Origin of the sequence: Actinomadura geliboluensis (genome assembly GCF_005889745.1) — a bacterium.
GTDB lineage: Bacteria > Actinomycetota > Actinomycetes > Streptosporangiales > Streptosporangiaceae > Spirillospora > Spirillospora geliboluensis.
Window position 1 is genome coordinate 1 of sequence record NZ_VCKZ01000187.1, and the last position, 16,878, is coordinate 16,878.

Genomic DNA, 16,878 nt, shown 5'->3' on the forward strand with positions numbered 1-16,878 from the left:
GGCGTGGGGGGCGGAGCCCCCCACATCGGGGGCCCGGGGGTCGCCCCCCGGACAAAACGACGAAGGAGTGGCGGGGAAGGAGCAAAGCTCCGACCACACCACTCCCAACTCCGAGTGGAGCTATGGGGATTCGAACCCCAGACCTCCTCCATGCCATGGAGGCGCGCTACCAACTGCGCCATAGCCCCGCCGCTGCGTGGGCGTTCATCCCGCAGCGCCCCGCCAGTGTATAGGACGGACGGGGCTGCTCTCGAATCGTTTGCGGGTCAGGTGCCGGCGTCGGGCCGGTCGTCGCTGAGCACGGGCTCGGGGAGGGTCCCGGCGTTGTGCTCGGCGAGTCGCCAGCCGCCGTCGCGCATCTCGGTGACGACGGACCAGCAGCAGTTGGACAGGCCGCCGAGGCGCTCCCAGGTCTCCTCGGGGAGCCCGATGAGGTGGGACATGCCGAGGCGCAGCGCGGCGCCGTGCGAGGCGACGACGAGCTGGCCGGTGGGCGGCAGCTCGTCGAGGGCCCGTTCGAGGGCGGCGCCGACGCGCTTGGCGACCTGGGCGCTGGTCTCCCCGCCGGGCGGCTGCCAGGCGGCGTGCTCGGCCGGGTAGCGCTCGCGGATCTCGCGGGACGTCAGGCCCTCCCAGGCGCCGCCGTCGCGTTCGATGAGGTCCCGGTCGTAGCGGACGGGCAGCCCGGTGATGTCGGCAAGCGCCTGGGCGGTGTCGGCGGCGCGGCGCAGCGGGGAGGCCAGCAGGGCGGTGGGGCGGAGCCCGGCGAGGAGCCGGGCCGCGCGCTGGGCCTGCTGGACGCCCGTCTCGTCGAGCGGGATGTCGGTCTTGCCCTGGAAGCGGCGTTCGACGTTCCACGCGGTCTGGCCGTGCCGCCAGAGGACGAGCCGCCGCTTGCCGGGTTCGCGGGTGCGGCGGGCGTCACTCACTCGGGCTCCCGACGGCACGGGCGCGCTGGGCCTGGTGGGCGGTCGCGCCCTCCGGCAGGTCCATGAGGGGGCAGTCTTTCCACAGGCGTTCGAGGGCGTAGTACATGCGGTCCTCTTCGTGCTGGATGTGCACGATGATGTCGGCGTAGTCCAGCAGGACCCACCGGCCCTCACGCTCGCCCTCGCGCCGGACGGGCTTGGCGTCCGCCTCCTCGCGCAGGCGCTTCTCGACCTCGTCCACGATGGCGCGGACCTGCCGGTCGCTGGGGGCGGAGCAGAGCACGAACGCGTCGGTGATGACGAGCTGCTCGCTCACGTCGTAGGCAAGAATGTCGTCGGCCAGCTTGTCGCCCGCCGCCTCGGCGGCGATCCGGACGAGCTCTGCCGCCCTCTCGGATGCGGTCACGATGCGCTCGCGATCCTCCCTGTAGGGGTCGTCTCCGTTGACACCCTCTCACGTGCCAAGGACGTCGGTACCCCCGTGTCGATGTACAACCGCACGCTCATGCGGCCCTCCCCCACCAGGGTATGCGGAGCGCACCACCAGGGTCGCGATCAACTCCGTCCAGGGGGGCGACCCCCTGGAACCCCCGTCACGGCCGGTGGCTGAGGTTCAAACGGTGACGGGTGGGCCGGGTGGACACCACCGCCCCTAAATGCACAACTAATACAAGTTTCGTTTGTTGATGTACTGAACTATGCCGTCCGGGACCAGGTACCAAATCGGTTCGCCCGCTTGGACGCGTTCGCGGCATTCGGTGGAAGAGATGGACAGGGCCGGCACCTCCATCAGAGAGACGCGTCCGTTGGGGAGGCCGGGGTCGGCGAGGCGGTGGCCGGGGCGGGTGACGCCGATGAAGTGGGCGAGTTCGAACAGTTCGTCGGTGTCGTGCCAGGTGAGCATCTTCTCCAACGCGTCGGCGCCGGTGATGAAGAACAGGTCGGTGCCGGGACCCTGGATGTCGCGCATCTCGCGGAGGGTGTCGACGGTGTAGGTGGGGCCGGGCCGGTCGATGTCGATGCGGCTGACGGAGAAGCGCGGGTTGGACGCCGTGGCGATGACGGCCATGAGGTAGCGGTCCTCGGCGGCGGTGACGTCGCCGCCCTCCTTGTGGGACGAGAGGCCGGTCGGCACGAACACGACCTCGTCGAGCGAGAAGAAGTGCGCGACCTCGCTCGCGGCCACGAGGTGCCCGTGGTGGATGGGGTCGAAGGTGCCGCCCATCACACCCAGCCGCCGCTTTTGCGTCATGGCGACGAGAATAGCCAGCCGGGTCGGTGCCCGGAACGTCCGGCCCCCCGGGCTCAGCTCAGGCCGGGGATGGGCGGGTGGCCGTCGTCCCAGGTCACGACGCGGACGGCCTTGCCGACCTCGGTTCGCGGCACGGTGCCGCCGGGCAGCACGAACACCTCGGCGGTGAGCCCCAGCGCCTCGTGCAGCGCGTGGACGAGGTCGGCTCCAGGGTCGCCGGAGAGGGCCTCGCAGGCGACGAGGAGCCGCGCGGACGGTCTGCGCCGGTCCACGACGAGCTGGTAGTGCGGCCGGACGAGCCCGGACCCGAGCAGGACCCGCTCGACCTCGCTCGGGTACACGTTGACGCCCCGCACGACGATCATGTCGTCGACCCGTCCGAGGACCTTGCTCATCCGGACGAGGGTCCGCCCGCAGGCGCACTCGCCGCGCGTCAGGGACGCGATGTCGCCGGTCCGGTACCGCAGCAGCGGCAGCGCCTGCTTGGTCGGCGTGGTGAAGACGAGTTCGCCCGGCGTCCCGTCGGCGACGGGTTCGCCGGTGGACGGGTCGACGGCCTCGACGATGAAGTGGTCCTCGTTGACGTGCAGGCCGTCCTGTTCGAGGCATTCGGTGGCGACGCCGGGCCCGATGACCTCGGACAGGCCGTAGACGTCCATCGCCTTGATCGGCAGTACGGCCTCGATGGCGGTGCGCAGCTCTTCCGACCAGGGCTCGGCGCCGAACAGCCCGGCCTTCAGCGCGGGGACCTCGACGCCGGCCTCGGCGACGGCCTCGCCCAGCCGCAGCGCGTACGCGGGGGTGCAGGTCAGGATGTCGGCGCGCAGGTCGGCGAGCATCCGCACCTGCCGGTCGGTCATGCCGCCCGACATCGGCACGACGGTCGCGCCGAGCGCGACGGCGCCCTGGTGGATGCCGATGCCGCCGGTGAACAGCCCGTACCCGTACGCGTTGTGGACGATGCTGCCCGGCGCCGCCCCGGCGCACGACAGGGAGCGCGCGCACATCGCCGCCCACAGGTCGAGGTCGCCCTTGGTGTAGGCGACGAGGGTCGGGCGCCCGCGCGTCCCGCTGGAGCCGTGCACGGCGGCGACCTGGTCCCGCGGGACGGCGAGCATCCCGAACGGGTAGCCGTCCCAGAGGTCCTGCTTGGTGGTGAACGGCAGGTCGCGCAAGCCGGCGAGCATCACGTCGGAACCGCCGGTGACACCGGCGTCCTTCAGCCGCCGCCCCTGCACGCCGCCGGCGGCGAGGAGCCGGTCGACCAGCCCCCACAGCCGGTGCCGCTGCAGCGCGGCCCGCTCGTCCACCGACATCGCCTCGGCCTTGGGATCGAACATGGCTGCCTCCCGGGCGCGGCCGGACCCGGCAGCCGGTCCCCGGCGTGGAACCCTGCCGCCCGACCGTTCGTCGGAACTACCATGCCAGACTTGGCTTCTCCTCTGGGGAAGGGAGATTCCTGCTTCGTCGCCGATCGCCCGCTCGGAAAGAAGTCTCCCGTTGAGGTCTGATATCGGCTCCACAGGCGTTTCGCCTCTCCGCCAGCCCGACGGCGAGGATGTTACGGGCCGCATTGACGTCCCGATCGTGTTCCGCTCCGCATCCACACGTCCATTTGCGCACGTCCAAAGGCATGTCCTGCCGAACAGCGCCGCAGGACGAACAGCGTTTGGACGAGGGGAACCAGCGGTCCACGACGATCAGCTCACGTCCGTACCAGGCGCATTTGTACTCGAGCATCGACCTCGTTTCTCGCCAGGCGGCGTCCGCGATGGCGCGAGCGAGACGATGATTGCGGACCATGCCGCCGACATTGAGATCCTCGATGACGACCGCTTGGTTCTCGCGGACGAGACGAGTCGTGAGCTTGTGCAGGTGATCACGTCGCCGATCGGCGATGTGGGCGTGGACCCGGGCCAGCCGAAGCCTGGCCTTGGCGTGGTTGGCCGATCCGGGCAGCTTTCGGGACAGCGCACGCTGCGCTTTGACCAGTCTCCGCCGATGCGATCGCTCGTGGCGGGGATTGCGCACTTTCTCTCCCGTGGATGTGGTGACCAGGGCCGCGATGCCGGCGTCCAGCCCGATCACCTGCCGTGTCGGCGGCAAGGGCCGAACGGTGACATGGCACAGGAGGCAGACGAACCACCGGCCGGCGGCATCTCGCGACACCGTCACCGTGGAGGGCTCCGCACCCTCCGGCAACGGACGCGACCACACGATCCGCAACGGCGACCTCATCTTGGCCAGGGTCAGTCGGCCGTCGCAGTACGTGAACGCCGATCGCGTGAACTCGGCGGACGCGCGGGATCGCCTGCGCGATGTGAACCGCGGTCGCCTCGCGCGTCCGGCCAGGAAATTGCCGACGGCCGCCTGCAGATGACGCAGCGCCTGTTGCAGCGGCACGCAGGAGACGTCCCTCAAGAAGGAGAACTCGTCCTTCTTCTTCCAGACGGTGAGCAGCGCGGACGTTTCGCCGTAGGTCAGCGGACGCCCGTCCTGGAGAGCTCGGATGCGCGCCTCCAGGGCCATGTTGTAGACCAGACGTACACAGCCGAAAGTGCGGCCCAGCTGCTCGGCCTGCTCCGCCGTCGGGTGGAAGCGGTACCGGAAGGTCATCTGGACACGCTGCGTCATGAGTCGCACACTATCCGAACACATGATCGAGAGCAGGCCGTTTCCCCGTTCTCTCTCGTCCGGAGCCGCGGTGGCACGGGGCCGCCGCCGCACCCCGTCCCGCCCCGCCCGGCAGCCCGGGCTTCGCACCCTTCAGGAGGTCAGACATGACGGAGAACACACCGGATCGAGCGCGGACGCGGTTCCCGGGGATCAGTTCCCGGGCCTATGAGCACCCGGCGGACCGATCGGCGCTGGTGGCGCTGCGTTCGCTCTCCGGGTTCGACGTCGTCCTCCGCAAGATGTCGGGGCTGATCAACGAGCGGTCGCTGCGGCTGATGTTCCTCGGCGGGACGGTGCGGGTCGGCGAGGACCAGTTCCGCCACATCCACGACATGGTGCGCGACGCCTGCTACATCCTGGACATGCCCGAGGTGCCGGAGCTGTTCGTCCGGCAGGACCCGACGCCGAACGCGATGGCGCTCGGCTCCGACCACCCGTTCATCGTGGTGAACACCGGCCTGCTCGACCTGCTGGACGACGAGGAGCTGCGGTTCGTCATCGGGCACGAGGTCGGGCACATCCTGTCCGGGCACGCGGTGTACCAGACGATGATGCAGATCCTGCTGCAGCTCGGGTCGCGGCTGGCGTGGCTGCCGCTCGGCAACGTCGGCATCGCGGCGATCATCATCGGGCTGCGGGAGTGGTTCCGGAAGGCGGAGCTGTCCTCGGACCGGGCGGGGCTGCTCGCCGGGCAGGACGTGGACGCGGCGAAGCGGGCCAACATGAAGCTCGCGGGCGGGGTCCGGCTCGGCGAGATGAGCGCGGAGGCGTTCCGGCAGCAGGCGCGCGAGTACGACGCGGCCGGCGATGTGCGGGACGGGATCCTGAAGTTCCTGAACCTGCTCGGGCAGTCGCACCCGTTCGCGGTGATCCGGTTCGCCGAGATCGACCGGTGGGCGCACGGCGGCGAGTACGAGCGGATCCTCGCCGGGGACTACACGCGCCGCGACGAGGACGACAGCGCGTCCGTCCGGGAGGAGATCAAGGACGCGGCGCGCTCCTACCGGGAGTCGTGGGAGCGGACCGCCGACCCGTTCGTGGGCAAGGTCCGCGACGTGGCGGACGCGGCGGCGGGCGCCGCCGGCGGGCTGTTCGACCGGCTCACCCGCCGCGACAACGGGCCGACGAGCCAGTAGCGGGGCTTGGGCCGCCGCGACACGGACGCGGCGGCCCTTCGTTCAGAACGGGGCCGGGACGAGGAGTTCGACGTTGCGGTCGGCGGTCTCGCCGCGGCGGTCGGAGTCGCGGTCCTGCCAGTCGTTGCCCGCCAGCTCGCGGGACAGCGACGCCAGCCGGACGGGGTCGGTGAGCCGGCCGCCGTAGGACGCGGGCCCGGCGGAGTCGAGGATCGTCGCGAAGATCGACAGGGTGCCGTCGCCGTTGTCGGCCAGTTCGACGATGCGGCTCTGCTGCGGGAAGTCGATGTGCGCGGCCGTGTTCACCTCCCAGAAGCCTCCCGATCCCTCGCGGGCGTGCGGGATGACCTGGTTGCGGTGCGTGTGGCCGTTCACCCACAGGATGACGTTCGGGTAGCGCAGCAGGAGCGCCCGCACCTCGTCGCCGAGGACGCGGTCGCCGCCGAGCGGGTTCTCCAGCGAGCCGATCGGGTGGTGGCTGAACAGCACGAACAGCCGGTCCTTCACGCTGTGCTTCACGACGGTGCCGTCCGCGGCGTGGTAGCGGCTGCTGCCCGCCTTGAGCTGCGCCTCCAGCCAGGCGAACTGCTTCTTGTCGAGGGAGCCCTCGGAGTAGCCGTTCGGGTTGACGGTGTCGAGGACGAGGCCGCGCACCACGCCCTGGTCGAATCCGTAGTAGGCCGTCCCCTCCAGGAGGTTGGCGGCGGTGAAGCCGTGGCCGCGCAGGGACGCGGACGTCGTGAAGTGCTCGGCGACGACCTCCCGGCGCGACAGCATGCGCCGGTTCCCGTCGGGCGTGACCGGGCGGAACAGCCCGCCCGCGCCGCCCTGCTCGCGGCTGAGCCGGACGAGTTCCGCGGCGTCGGCGTTCTGGATCATGCGGGCGAGCCGCTCGGCCTGGCCGTCGCCCGCCGGGGCTCCGATCTTGATGCCGCCGGTGGCGAGACCGGAGACCAGCGGGTTCACCGGCAGGTTGCCCTGGATGAGGCCGTCGTGGTTGCCGAACGCGGCGAGCCACGGCATGGCCAGGCCGGTCGCCTGGAACGGCCGGCGGGCGGCGTCGATCAGGCCCTTGACGCGGGGGAAGCCGTACTTGGCGTAGCCGACGTCGGGCTGCGCGCCGGGCGGCGCGCCCTCGGGGTGCCAGTACGCGCGGTCGTAGGACGTCCACTCCATGACGCCCTCGTACCGGTTGGGGTCGCCGGAGTCGGGGCGGACGCGGCCGCCGTCCAGCAGGTCGATGATCCAGCGGATCTCGTTGTACTGGACGTTGTCGGCGGCGTCGCCGGTGTTGATGGTGAACGCCAGCCCGAGGCCGGTCGCCGGGCCGCGGCCGACCCGGTTCATCGCCTGCACCATCGCCTCGGCGACCTGCGTGGACAGGATCTCCTGCGGCCGCCATCCGCCCTCGGGGAAGCCGCTCACCAGGTCCCGGATCCGGTCGATGAACTCGACCCGGGCCGGGGACTGCGCGTCGATGACGTGCACGTCGGTGAGGTGCCCGAACGCGAGGATCCCGCGGCGGGTCGCGGCGCGCCGGGCGGCGGCGGTGCCGCCGAGGTCGCGGCGCAGCAGGTGCGGCTCCCCCGGCCCGGTGATCACCGGGCGGTAGCCGCCCGCGCCCGCCGCGCCGAGCACGTACGTCCGGTCGAGGGTGGTTCCGGCGGCGGAGCCGGCCAGCGCGGGCGCGGCAGCGGCGGCGGCGGGACGCGCGGGGAACGCGGCCAGCCCGGTCGAGGCGATCCCCGCGCCGAGGGCGGCGCCCTTCAGCACGCGGCGGCGGCTGTACTCACGAGTCACAATCGTGAATCAGACCACAGCCTCAACGTGACATCAATGGCAAAAATGTCACAACTTGGACGGGTCAGCCGCGGGTGTGGCCCTCACCGGTCACGACGTACTTCGTGGACGTCAGCTCCGGCAGCCCCATCGGGCCGCGCGCGTGCAGCTTCTGCGTCGAGATGCCGATCTCCGCGCCGAAGCCGAACTCCTCGCCGTCGGTGAACCGCGTCGAGGCGTTCACCATCACCGCGGCCGAGTCGACCAGCGACACGAAGCGCTTCGCGGCCGGCTGGGACGCCGTCACGATCGCCTCGGTGTGCCCCGACCCGTAGGTGCGGATGTGCGCGACGGCGTCCTCCAGGGAGTCGACCACGCGGGCGGCGATGTCGAGCGACAGGTACTCGGCGTACCAGTCGTCCTCACCGGCCTTCACGACGTCGTCGCCGTAGGAGCGGATGCGGTCGTCGCCGTGGACGGTGACCCCGGCGGCCCTGAGCGCCTCAAGCGCGCGCGGGACGAACGCGTCGGCGACGTCGGCGTGCACCAGGAACGTCTCCGCCGCGTTGCACACCGACGGGCGCTGCGTCTTGGCGTTCAGCAGGATCTCGACGGCCATGTCCACGTCGGCGGCGGCGTCCACGTAGACGGCGCAGTTCCCGACGCCCGTCTCGATCACGGGGACGGTCGACTCCTCCACCACCGAGTTGATCAGCGACGCGCCGCCGCGCGGGATCAGCACGTCCACCAGGCCGCGCGCCCGCATCAGGTGCTTCACCGACTCGCGGGACGTCCCCGGCACGAGCTGCACCGCGTCGGCGGGCACCTCGGTGTCGGCGAGCGCGGCCTGCATCACCTGGACCAGCGCCGTGTTCGAGTCGTGCGCGGACGACGAGCCGCGCAGCATCGCCACGTTCCCGCTCTTCAGGCACAGCGCCGCGGCGTCCACGGTCACGTTCGGCCGGCCCTCGTAGATCATCCCGACGACGCCGAGCGGCACCCGCACCTGCCGCAGCTCCAGGCCGTTCGGCAGCACGTTCCCGCGCACCGTCTCCCCCACCGGGTCGGGCAGCGCCGCGACCTGCCGGACCGCCTCGGCGATCGCGGCGATCCGCTCCTCCGACAGGCTCAGCCGGTCGATCATGTACTCGGAGGTGCCGTTCTCGCGGGCCCGCGCGACATCGGCCTCGTTCGCCTTCACGATCTCCGAGGCGGCGGCGACCAGCGCGTCCGCGATCCGGTGCAGGGCCGCGTCCTTCGCCGCCCGCGGCAGCGGCGCCAGCCCGGCCGCCGCGTCCTTGGCGCGCCGCGCCACCCGCAGGAACTCCTCGCGCTCGCCCTCGCCCATCACAACGCTCCCTCGTTCGAGCCGGTCCGGGGGACGCCCCCGGACCCCCCGGTCATTTCAGAATCACCAAATGGTCGCGGTGGATTATCTCGCGTTCGTACCCGGCGCCCAGCTCCCGCGCCAGCCAGCGCGTCGAGCGCCCCATCAGCTCCGGGATCTCGGACGCGTCGTAGTTCACCAGGCCGCGCGCGACGACGCGGCCGTCGGGGTCGCACAGGTCGACCGGGTCGCCGGCGGCGAAGTCGCCGTCCACCCCCGTCACCCCGGCCGGGAGCAGCGACTTGCGGCGCCGCACCACCGCCTCGACGGCCCCCGTGTCCAGTGTGACGCGGCCCTGGCCGGTGGTGGCGTGCGCGAGCCACAGGTTCTGCGTCGACATGCGGCGGCCCTCGGCGGGGTGGAACAGCGTGCCGACCCGGTCGCCGGCGAGCGCGTGCGCGGCGGACGCGGCGTTGGTCAGCACCACCGGGATGCCCGCGATGCGGGCCGCCTCCACCTTGGTGACCATGCCGCCCGTGCCGACGCGCCCGGACCGGCCGAGCTTCACGTCCCTCAGGTCGTCCGGCCCGCGGACGTCGTCGACGCGGCGGGCGCCGGGCTGGCGCGGGTCGCCGGTGTAGAGCGCGTCGACGTCCGACAGCAGGACCAGCGCGTCCGCGCGGATCAGGTGCGCGACGAGCGCCGCGAGCCGGTCGTTGTCGCCGAACCGGATCTCGTCGGTGGCGACGGTGTCGTTCTCGTTCACGATCGGCAGGATCCCCAGCGCGAGGAGCTGCCCCAGCGTGCGCTGCGCGTTGCGGTGGTGCGAGCGGCGCATCATGTCGTCGGCGGTGAGCAGCACCTGCCCGACCGTCAGCCCGTACCGGGCGAACGACGAGGTGTAGCGGGCGAACAGCAGGCCCTGCCCGACGCTCGCCGCCGCCTGCTGGGTCGCGAGGTCCCCGGGGCGGCGGGTCAGCCCGAGCGGCCCGAGCCCGGCGGCGATCGCGCCGGACGACACGAACACGATCTCGGTGCCGTCGGCGCGGCGCGCGGCGAGGACGTCCACCAGCGCGTCGATGCGGTTCGCGTCGATCGTGCCCAGCGGCGTCGTCAGCGACGACGACCCCGCCTTCACCACGATCCGGCGGGCCTTGGCGATCTCCTCGCGCTCGCTCACGGCTCCCGCGCCTCCCCGCTCACGACCAGCCGTCCAGGCGGCGGTCGGTGCCGCGCGGGCCCGTGGCGGCCTCGCCGGCGGGGACGTCCGGCTCCCAGTCGAACACGATCGAGTCGTCGGCGGTGCCGATCAGGACCGTGGCGCCCGCGCTCGCGCCCGCCTCGGCGAGCGCGTCCTCCACGCCGAGCCGGGCGAGCCGGTCGGCGAGGTAGCCGACGGCCTCCTCGTTGGCGAAGTCGGTCTGCCGCAGCCACCGGACGGGCTTCGTCCCGGTGATCAGATAGGTGTTGTCGCCGAGGGCCTTGACCTCGAACTCGGTGTCGCCGCCGACCGGCTCCGGCCGGATCACGATGCGGGTCGGCTCCGCCGGCGGCAGCGACGCGCGGTACTCCGCCACCATCGCCGCCATCGCGAACGACAGCTCCCGCAGCCCCTCGTGCGTCGCCGCCGACACCTCGAACACCCGCAGCCCGCGCGCCTCGAACTCGGGCCGGACCATCTCGGCGAGGTCGCGGCCGTCCGGCACGTCGACCTTGTTCAGCACCACGATGCGGGGCCGGTCCGACAGCGGCCGGTCGCCGAGCACCCGGTCGTAGGCCCGCAGCTCGCGCTCGATGACCTCGAAGTCGCTGAGCGGGTCGCGGTCCGGCTCCATCGTCGCGCAGTCGAGCACGTGCGCGAGGGTGGACGAGCGCTCGATGTGGCGCAGGAAGTCCAGGCCGAGGCCGCGGCCCTCGCTGGCGCCCTCGATCAGGCCCGGCACGTCCGCGACCGTGAACGTCGTGTCGCCGGCGCTGACCACGCCGAGGTTCGGGATCAGCGTCGTGAACGGGTAGTCGGCGATCTTCGGCTTCGCGGCGGACAGCGCCGCGATCAGCGACGACTTGCCCGCGCTCGGGAACCCGACGAGCGCCACGTCGGCGACGCTCTTCAGCTCCAGGACCACGTCCCGGGCCTCGCCCGGCTCGCCGAGCAGCGCGAACCCGGGCGCCTTGCGCTTGGCCGAGGCCAGCGCCGCGTTCCCGAGGCCGCCGTGGCCGCCCTTCGCGACCACGTACCGGGTGCCCTCGCCGACCAGGTCGGCCAGCACCCGGTCGCCCTCCTTCACGACCGTGCCGTCCGGGACGGGCAGGATCACGTCGCCGCCGTCCGCGCCGGTCCGCATGCTGCCCTGCCCCTGCTTGCCGTTCCCGGCCTTGCGGTGCGGGCGCCGGTGGTACTCCAGCAGGCTCGCGGCGTTGGAGTCCACGACGAGGACGACGTCGCCGCCGCGCCCGCCGTTCGCGCCGTCCGGCCCGCCGAGCGGCTTGAACTTCTCCCGGTGGATCGAGGCGCAGCCGTTGCCGCCGTTGCCCGCCGCGACGTGCACCACCACCCGGTCGACGAACTGCGCGCCCGATCCCGCTCCTGCGGCCACGGTGACTCTCCTCGGTGAAACCTCGTGAAAAAGGCGAAGGGGCGGACCGTCGAACGGTCCGCCCCTTTCGAAACGTCTGGAACCCAGGCGGACTATTCCGCCGGCGGGACGATGCTCACCGCGTTGCGACCGCGGTACCGGCGGAACTGCACCGAGCCCGCGACCAGCGCGAACAGCGTGTCGTCGCCGCCGCGGCCGACGCCCGGGCCGGGGTGGAAGTGGGTGCCGCGCTGCCGGACGATGATCTCGCCCGCGTTGACGACCTGGCCGCCGAAGCGCTTCACGCCGAGGCGCTGGGCGTTGGAGTCGCGACCGTTGCGGCTGGACGATGCGCCCTTCTTGTGTGCCATGAGACCGCTCTCCCTTACTTCCCGGCCTTGATACCGGTGATCTTGACCTCGGTGTACGGCTGACGGTGACCCATCCGCCGCTTGTACCCGGTCTTGTTCCGGTAGTGCATGATGTTGATCTTCGGGCCCTTGACCGCGCCGAGGATCTCGGCGGTCACCTCGTAGCGCGCCAGGTCGGCCGAGCCGCTGACGACGTTCTCGCCGTCCACGACGAGGACCGCCGGGAACGTGACGGTCGAGCCGACCTCGCCGGCCAGCTTGTCGACGGTCAGCACGTCATCGACGGCGACCTTCTCCTGCCTGCCGCCTGCGCGGACAATCGCGTACACCGCGGAAACCCTTCGTCTGCGCGCGCTTCCGGACTGAACCGGTCCCACGCGTGGCTTACCAGCCCCCGGATGGGGGCCTACCCCCGGCACCGGGCCGAGAGCGGCACACCAGGAAAGACCCTGGCGCTCTCTGCTTGCCCTCACCGGATCGGCGAGGTGAGCACCGAACGGACCCCGGACGGGGTTCGTGGTGCGGGTTCAGTTGACGCGCCCACGACGCGCCGAAGTACGAGGATACCGGATGCCCTGACCGCAACGCGAACGCGCGGCCAGGGCACCGGGCACTTCGTCAGTCGTCCGCGGACTCGCCGACGTCGGCGGTGGCGCGGGTGCGCCGGGTGCGGCGCCGCCGGGCGGCCGGCTCGGCCTCCGGCTCGGGCTCGGCGGCGGCCTCGGCGGCCTCGGCGGGCGCGGAGCCGTTGGACTCGGCCGCGGCGTCCGCCGCGACCGGGCCGGCGCCGTTCAGCTCGCCGCCGGACGGCTCGGCGCCGTTCGCGGTCACCGGGACGGGCTCGGCGGAGTCCAGGGCGCCGGGGGCGGTGCCCGCGGCCTCCTCTGCGGCCTCGGCGGCCTCCACCGCGGCCTGGGCCGGGGACTCGTCGATCTCGGGCGGCGGACCCGCCGGGCGCTTCGCCGGGCCCGACCTCCTCGCCCGGGTCCGGACCGGCTCGGGCTTGGCCTCGGGCTCCGGCTCGGCCACGGCCACGGGCTCGGGCGCCGGCTCGGCCGCCTGCTCCTTGGGCTTGGCCTCGTGGTGGGCCAGCTTCTCCTCGACGGCCTTCTCGACCTCGCCCTTGCGCTTGCGGCGGCGGCCGCTCTCCTTGCCGGCCGCCTTGTCCGGCTTGGGCTCGACCGGCGACAGGTGGACGTGGATGCCGCGGCCGTTGCAGGACTCGCAGGTCTCCGAGAACGCCTCCAGCAGGCCCTGGCCGACCCGCTTGCGGGTCATCTGGACCAGGCCCAGCGAGGTGACCTCGGCGACCTGGTGCTTGGTACGGTCCCGCGACAGGCACTCGACGAGGCGGCGCAGCACCAGGTCCCGGTTGCTCTCCAGCACCATGTCGATGAAGTCGATCACGACGATGCCGCCGACGTCGCGGAGCCGCAGCTGGCGGACGATCTCCTCGGCCGCCTCCAGGTTGTTGCGGGTGACGGTCTCCTCCAGGTTGCCGCCCTGCCCGGTGAACTTGCCGGTGTTGACGTCGATGACCGTCATGGCCTCGGTCTTGTCGATCACCAGCGAGCCGCCGGACGGCAGCCACACCTTGCGGTCGAGGGCCTTGGCGATCTGCTCGTCGATGCGGAACGCCGACAGGGCGTCCTGGTCGCCCGTCCAGCGCTCGACGCGGTCGGCGAGGTGCGGCGCCACGTACTCGACGTACTCGGAGACGGTGTCCCACGCCTCGGCGCCGGACACGACCAGCTTGGAGAAGTCCTCGTTGAAGATGTCGCGCACGACCCGGATCGTCAGGTCGGGCTCGCCGTAGAGCAGCGACGGCGCCGAGGCCGTCTTCACCTTCTTCTGGATGCTCTCCCACTGGGCCGCCAGGCGCGACACGTCGCGGGAGAGCTCCTCCTCCGTGGCGCCCTCCGCGGCGGTGCGGACGATCACGCCGGCGTTGTCCGGCATGACCTTCTTCAGGATCGCCTTGAGGCGGCTGCGCTCCTTGTCGGGGAGCTTGCGGCTGATGCCGGTCATCGAGCCGTCCGGCACGTACACGAGGTAGCGGCCGGGCAGCGAGACCTGGCTGGTGAGCCGGGCGCCCTTGTGGCCGAGCGGGTCCTTGGTGACCTGGACGAGCACCGACTGGCCCGACTTCAGCGCCGACTCGATGCGGCGCGGCTGGCCCTCCAGCCCGGAGGCGTCCCAGTTGACCTCGCCCGCGTACAGGACGGCGTTGCGGCCCTTGCCGATGTCGACGAACGCCGCCTCCATCGACGGCAGGACGTTCTGGACCTTGCCCAGGTAGACGTTGCCCACGTACGACTGGTGCGTGGCGCGGTTGACGTAGTGCTCGACGAGGACGTCGTCCTCCAGGACGCCGATCTGGGTGCGCTCGCCCTCCTGCCGGACGACCATGACCCGCTCGACCGACTCGCGGCGGGCCAGGAACTCCGCCTCGGTGATCACCGGCGGGCGGCGGCGGCCCTGCTCGCGGCCCTCGCGGCGGCGCTGCTTCTTGGCCTCCAGCCGGGTGGAGCCCCGCACGGACCGCACCTCGTCCTCGGCGGCGGCGCGCTCCTCGCGGGCCGTGCGGACGTGCACGACGGTGTTCGGCGGGTCGTCGGTGTCGGCGCCGTTCTCGCCGTCGGTGCCGGAGCGGCGCCTGCGGCGGCGCCGGCGGCGGCTGGTGCCGGACTGGGCGTCGCCGTCGTCCTCGTCGTCGGCGGCCTCCTGCTCGGCCTCCTCCGCCTTGGGCTCCTTGTCAGCGTCCTTCTTGGCGGCGTCCTTCTTGGCCGCCTTGCTCGACCTGGTGCTCTTGGCGGCCTTGCCGGACTTGGGCTGCTCGTCCTTGGCCGGCTCCTCGGCCTCGGCCTCCTCGGCCTGCGCCTCGTCGTCGGCGCCGTCCCTGCCCCGGCCGCGGCCCCGGCCGCCGCGGCGGCGGCGCCGCCGGGACGGGCGGTCCTCGGAGTCGTCCTCGTCGGCCGGGCCGTGGTCGTGCTCGTGGTCGTCGTCGCCGGTGTCGCGCTCGGCGGCCGGCTGCTCCGGCTCGTCCTTGGGACGGGCGGGCGCCTCGGCCTTCGGCTGCGGCGGCTGGAAGACGACCATGGGGGGCTGGAACGTGACGCCGGGGATGCCGACGCCGCTCGCGGGCTCGGTCTCCGACACCTGCGCCTGCTCGGCGGGCGGCACGTCCGGCACCTGCGGGACGGCGGGCACGGCCGGAGCCGCCTCCGCGGTCGCGGTCGAACGGCGGCGCGTCCGGGTCCGGGTGCGGGGCGCGGGCGCCTCCTCGCCGGGCTGGTCGCTCTCAGCGGCGGCCGGGGGCTCGGTCTCGGTGTCTGGGGAGGTCTCGGCACCGGTCATCGGGACGGTCTCGGGCGTCTCGGCGGCCTTCCCGCTCCTGGTGCGGGTGCGGGTCCGGGTGGTGCGCTTCGGCGGCTCGGGAGCCTCCTCCGCCGGCGCGGCCTCCGCGGCCGGCGCGGCCTCCGCGGCCGGCGCGGCCTCCTCAGCCGGGGCCTCGGGCTCCTCCGCGGCCGGGGGCCCGGCGGTCGTGTCGGGCGGCGGGCCCGCCGGGCGGCTGGCGCGGCGCGGACGCGACGTCACCGCCCCGCCGTTCCCGCCTTCCGCGTTCTCCGTGCCGGTGTTCTCGGCGTTCTCGTTCTCGTTCTCGGTGCCTTCGGCATTGGCCGAATCGGCTTCGTTCTCAAGCATCCGGGCAATCTCCCGTCAGGCTCCCGGGCGCGTCCGCACGCTCCGCCGAGGGGCGGATCGATGCGGTGCGCCGCACGGGAGCACTCCATCAGTCGTCGGTGCCGTCACCGCCGGACGATGATCCGGCCATGACGACGAAGTCGTCGGGGGTGCGCCCGCCGTACCCTGCGGGACCGGTTCCGTGTCGCCACGGCTTCGGTCTCACGGTCAGGCGCTGACGGCATCCGCGCTCGCGGCGTCCCCGGGCAGCGGCCGCTCCTGGCCGCGGGCCGTCTCGGCGTCTTCGCCGGACGGCTGTCCGATCTCCCGGTCGGGTCCCAGAGGATCCGCGAGGCCACCGGTGTCCGCGTCGAGGGGCCCCTGCGCCAGCCTGGTCACCAGCGGAGGTGACGGCGGCGCGAGGTCGGCGACCTGGCGCAGTCCGGTGAGGATGTCGTCGGGTCGTACGGCGGGTGTGGAATGCCGAACAACCATTCGAAGTATCGCACAAGGGGCATCGGCCGCGTCCGCGGCGCGCCGGTCCAGCTCACAGGAGGACACGGCGGCGCGCACGTCGAAACGGCGCAGCCCCTTCTTCGTGAGGCGTTCCACCTCGACCTCGCCGGCGCCCATGAAGGCGGCCACGGCGGCGGCTGCATCGTCGGATGACACGCCGTCCAGCCGGATCCGCCACTCGGACGCCTCGAGCCGATCGGCGAACGCGCCGGCCTTCGGCTGCGCGTCGCCGTCGCGTCCCGCTCGTACCGGCACGACATCGACGATGTCGAGCCCGGGAGGCAGGGCCGCGTCGAGATCGGCCCGCACCCGCGCAGGGTCGCGCGGCGCGGTGAGCCCGATCTCCAGGTATTCCGCCTCACTGGCCACCCCTGTCGCCGCCGCACCCGCATACGAGATCTTCGGGTGCGGCGTGAAGCCGCCGCTGAACGCGACAGGGATCCCGGCGCGCCTGACGGCGCGTTCCACGGCCCGGGAAATGTCGCGGTGGCTCGTGAACCGCAGCCTGCCCCGCTTGGCATAGCGGACGCGCAGTCGCTGGGTCACGGGGGCCGGCGGCGGACCCTCCGGCATGGGTGCCAGGGTTCTGGTCCTTCCTACTCGCGTCGAGTCGAAATCAAAGGTCTCCCTAT

Annotated in this window: 13 protein-coding genes, 1 tRNA gene and 1 pseudogene; 1 reads left to right on the forward strand and 14 read right to left on the reverse strand. The window is 72.5% G+C overall.

Going from position 1 to position 16,878, the window contains the following annotated elements:
* Positions 1-115: 115 nt before the first annotated feature.
* From ETD96_RS23860 to ETD96_RS23885, 6 genes and pseudogenes are all read right to left on the reverse strand, one after another.
* Positions 116-188, reverse strand: a tRNA-Ala gene (locus tag ETD96_RS23860).
* A 78-nt stretch (positions 189-266) separates the two neighbouring features.
* Positions 267-929, reverse strand: coding sequence for a histidine phosphatase family protein (locus ETD96_RS23865; protein ID WP_138638706.1), 663 nt, complete (start codon positions 927-929; stop codon positions 267-269).
* Positions 922-1,335, reverse strand: a complete 414-nt coding sequence (gene rsfS, locus ETD96_RS23870; RefSeq protein WP_138638707.1) for a ribosome silencing factor — start codon at positions 1,333-1,335, stop codon at positions 922-924. Before rsfS ends, ETD96_RS23865 begins: the two co-directional genes overlap by 8 nt.
* Positions 1,336-1,593: 258 nt before the next feature.
* The gene (nadD, locus tag ETD96_RS23875) at positions 1,594-2,181 is read right to left on the reverse strand and encodes a nicotinate-nucleotide adenylyltransferase (protein ID WP_138638708.1); all 588 of its coding nucleotides are present in this window, start codon (positions 2,179-2,181) and stop codon (positions 1,594-1,596) included.
* A gap of 53 nt (positions 2,182-2,234) precedes the next feature.
* Positions 2,235-3,521 carry a phenylacetate--CoA ligase family protein gene (locus ETD96_RS23880; RefSeq protein ID WP_205719429.1) on the reverse strand — a complete coding sequence of 429 codons (1,287 nt, stop codon included), beginning with the start codon at positions 3,519-3,521 and terminating at the stop codon, positions 2,235-2,237.
* Positions 3,522-3,637: 116 nt separating this feature from the next.
* Positions 3,638-4,815 (reverse strand): annotated as a pseudogene (locus tag ETD96_RS23885) (RNA-guided endonuclease InsQ/TnpB family protein); the annotation flags it as partial.
* 146 nt (positions 4,816-4,961) lie between these two features.
* Here ETD96_RS23885 and ETD96_RS23890 point away from each other — a divergent pair.
* The gene (locus ETD96_RS23890; protein ID WP_138638710.1) at positions 4,962-5,993 is read left to right on the forward strand and encodes a M48 family metalloprotease; all 1,032 of its coding nucleotides are present in this window, start codon (positions 4,962-4,964) and stop codon (positions 5,991-5,993) included.
* 42 nt (positions 5,994-6,035) lie between these two features.
* Here the strand turns inward: ETD96_RS23890 and ETD96_RS23895 are convergent, their stop codons facing one another.
* From ETD96_RS23895 to ETD96_RS23930, 8 genes are all read right to left on the reverse strand, one after another.
* Positions 6,036-7,793, reverse strand: coding sequence for a TIGR03767 family metallophosphoesterase (locus tag ETD96_RS23895; protein WP_138638711.1), 1,758 nt, complete (start codon positions 7,791-7,793; stop codon positions 6,036-6,038).
* A gap of 64 nt (positions 7,794-7,857) precedes the next feature.
* Positions 7,858-9,120: a glutamate-5-semialdehyde dehydrogenase gene (locus ETD96_RS23900; protein ID WP_138638712.1), complete on the reverse strand. Its 1,263-nt coding sequence runs from the start codon at positions 9,118-9,120 to the stop codon at positions 7,858-7,860.
* A 52-nt stretch (positions 9,121-9,172) separates the two neighbouring features.
* Positions 9,173-10,279, reverse strand: a complete 1,107-nt coding sequence (proB, locus tag ETD96_RS23905; RefSeq protein WP_205719430.1) for a glutamate 5-kinase — start codon at positions 10,277-10,279, stop codon at positions 9,173-9,175.
* 19 nt (positions 10,280-10,298) lie between these two features.
* On the reverse strand, positions 10,299-11,696 hold the full coding sequence (gene obgE, locus ETD96_RS23910; protein WP_138638713.1) for a GTPase ObgE: 1,398 nt from the start codon (positions 11,694-11,696) through the stop codon (positions 10,299-10,301).
* Positions 11,697-11,788: 92 nt separating this feature from the next.
* Positions 11,789-12,046 (reverse strand): 50S ribosomal protein L27, encoded by a 258-nt coding sequence (gene rpmA, locus ETD96_RS23915; protein ID WP_138638714.1) that lies wholly within the window; start codon positions 12,044-12,046, stop codon positions 11,789-11,791.
* Between the two features lie 14 nt (positions 12,047-12,060).
* A complete protein-coding gene (gene rplU / locus ETD96_RS23920; protein ID WP_138638715.1) occupies positions 12,061-12,375 on the reverse strand; it encodes a 50S ribosomal protein L21 in 315 nt (104 codons plus the stop codon).
* A gap of 289 nt (positions 12,376-12,664) precedes the next feature.
* The gene (locus ETD96_RS23925; RefSeq protein WP_138638716.1) at positions 12,665-15,751 is read right to left on the reverse strand and encodes an Rne/Rng family ribonuclease; all 3,087 of its coding nucleotides are present in this window, start codon (positions 15,749-15,751) and stop codon (positions 12,665-12,667) included.
* Between the two features lie 207 nt (positions 15,752-15,958).
* The gene (locus tag ETD96_RS23930; RefSeq protein WP_132178493.1) at positions 15,959-16,819 is read right to left on the reverse strand and encodes a TIGR03936 family radical SAM-associated protein; all 861 of its coding nucleotides are present in this window, start codon (positions 16,817-16,819) and stop codon (positions 15,959-15,961) included.
* Positions 16,820-16,878 lie beyond the last annotated feature (59 nt).

Coding starts and splice junctions, on each gene's coding strand:
- nadD (WP_138638708.1), bottom strand. CDS start 2,181: ATGACGCAAAAGCGGCGGCTGGGTGTGATGGGCGGCACCTTCGACCCC.
- ETD96_RS23880 (WP_205719429.1), bottom strand. CDS start 3,521: ATGTTCGATCCCAAGGCCGAGGCGATGTCGGTGGACGAGCGGGCCGCG.
- ETD96_RS23890 (WP_138638710.1), top strand. CDS start 4,962: ATGACGGAGAACACACCGGATCGAGCGCGGACGCGGTTCCCGGGGATC.
- ETD96_RS23900 (WP_138638712.1), bottom strand. CDS start 9,120: ATGGGCGAGGGCGAGCGCGAGGAGTTCCTGCGGGTGGCGCGGCGCGCC.
- rpmA (WP_138638714.1), bottom strand. CDS start 12,046: ATGGCACACAAGAAGGGCGCATCGTCCAGCCGCAACGGTCGCGACTCC.
- ETD96_RS23925 (WP_138638716.1), bottom strand. CDS start 15,751: ATGCTTGAGAACGAAGCCGATTCGGCCAATGCCGAAGGCACCGAGAAC.
- ETD96_RS23930 (WP_132178493.1), bottom strand. CDS start 16,819: ATGCCGGAGGGTCCGCCGCCGGCCCCCGTGACCCAGCGACTGCGCGTC.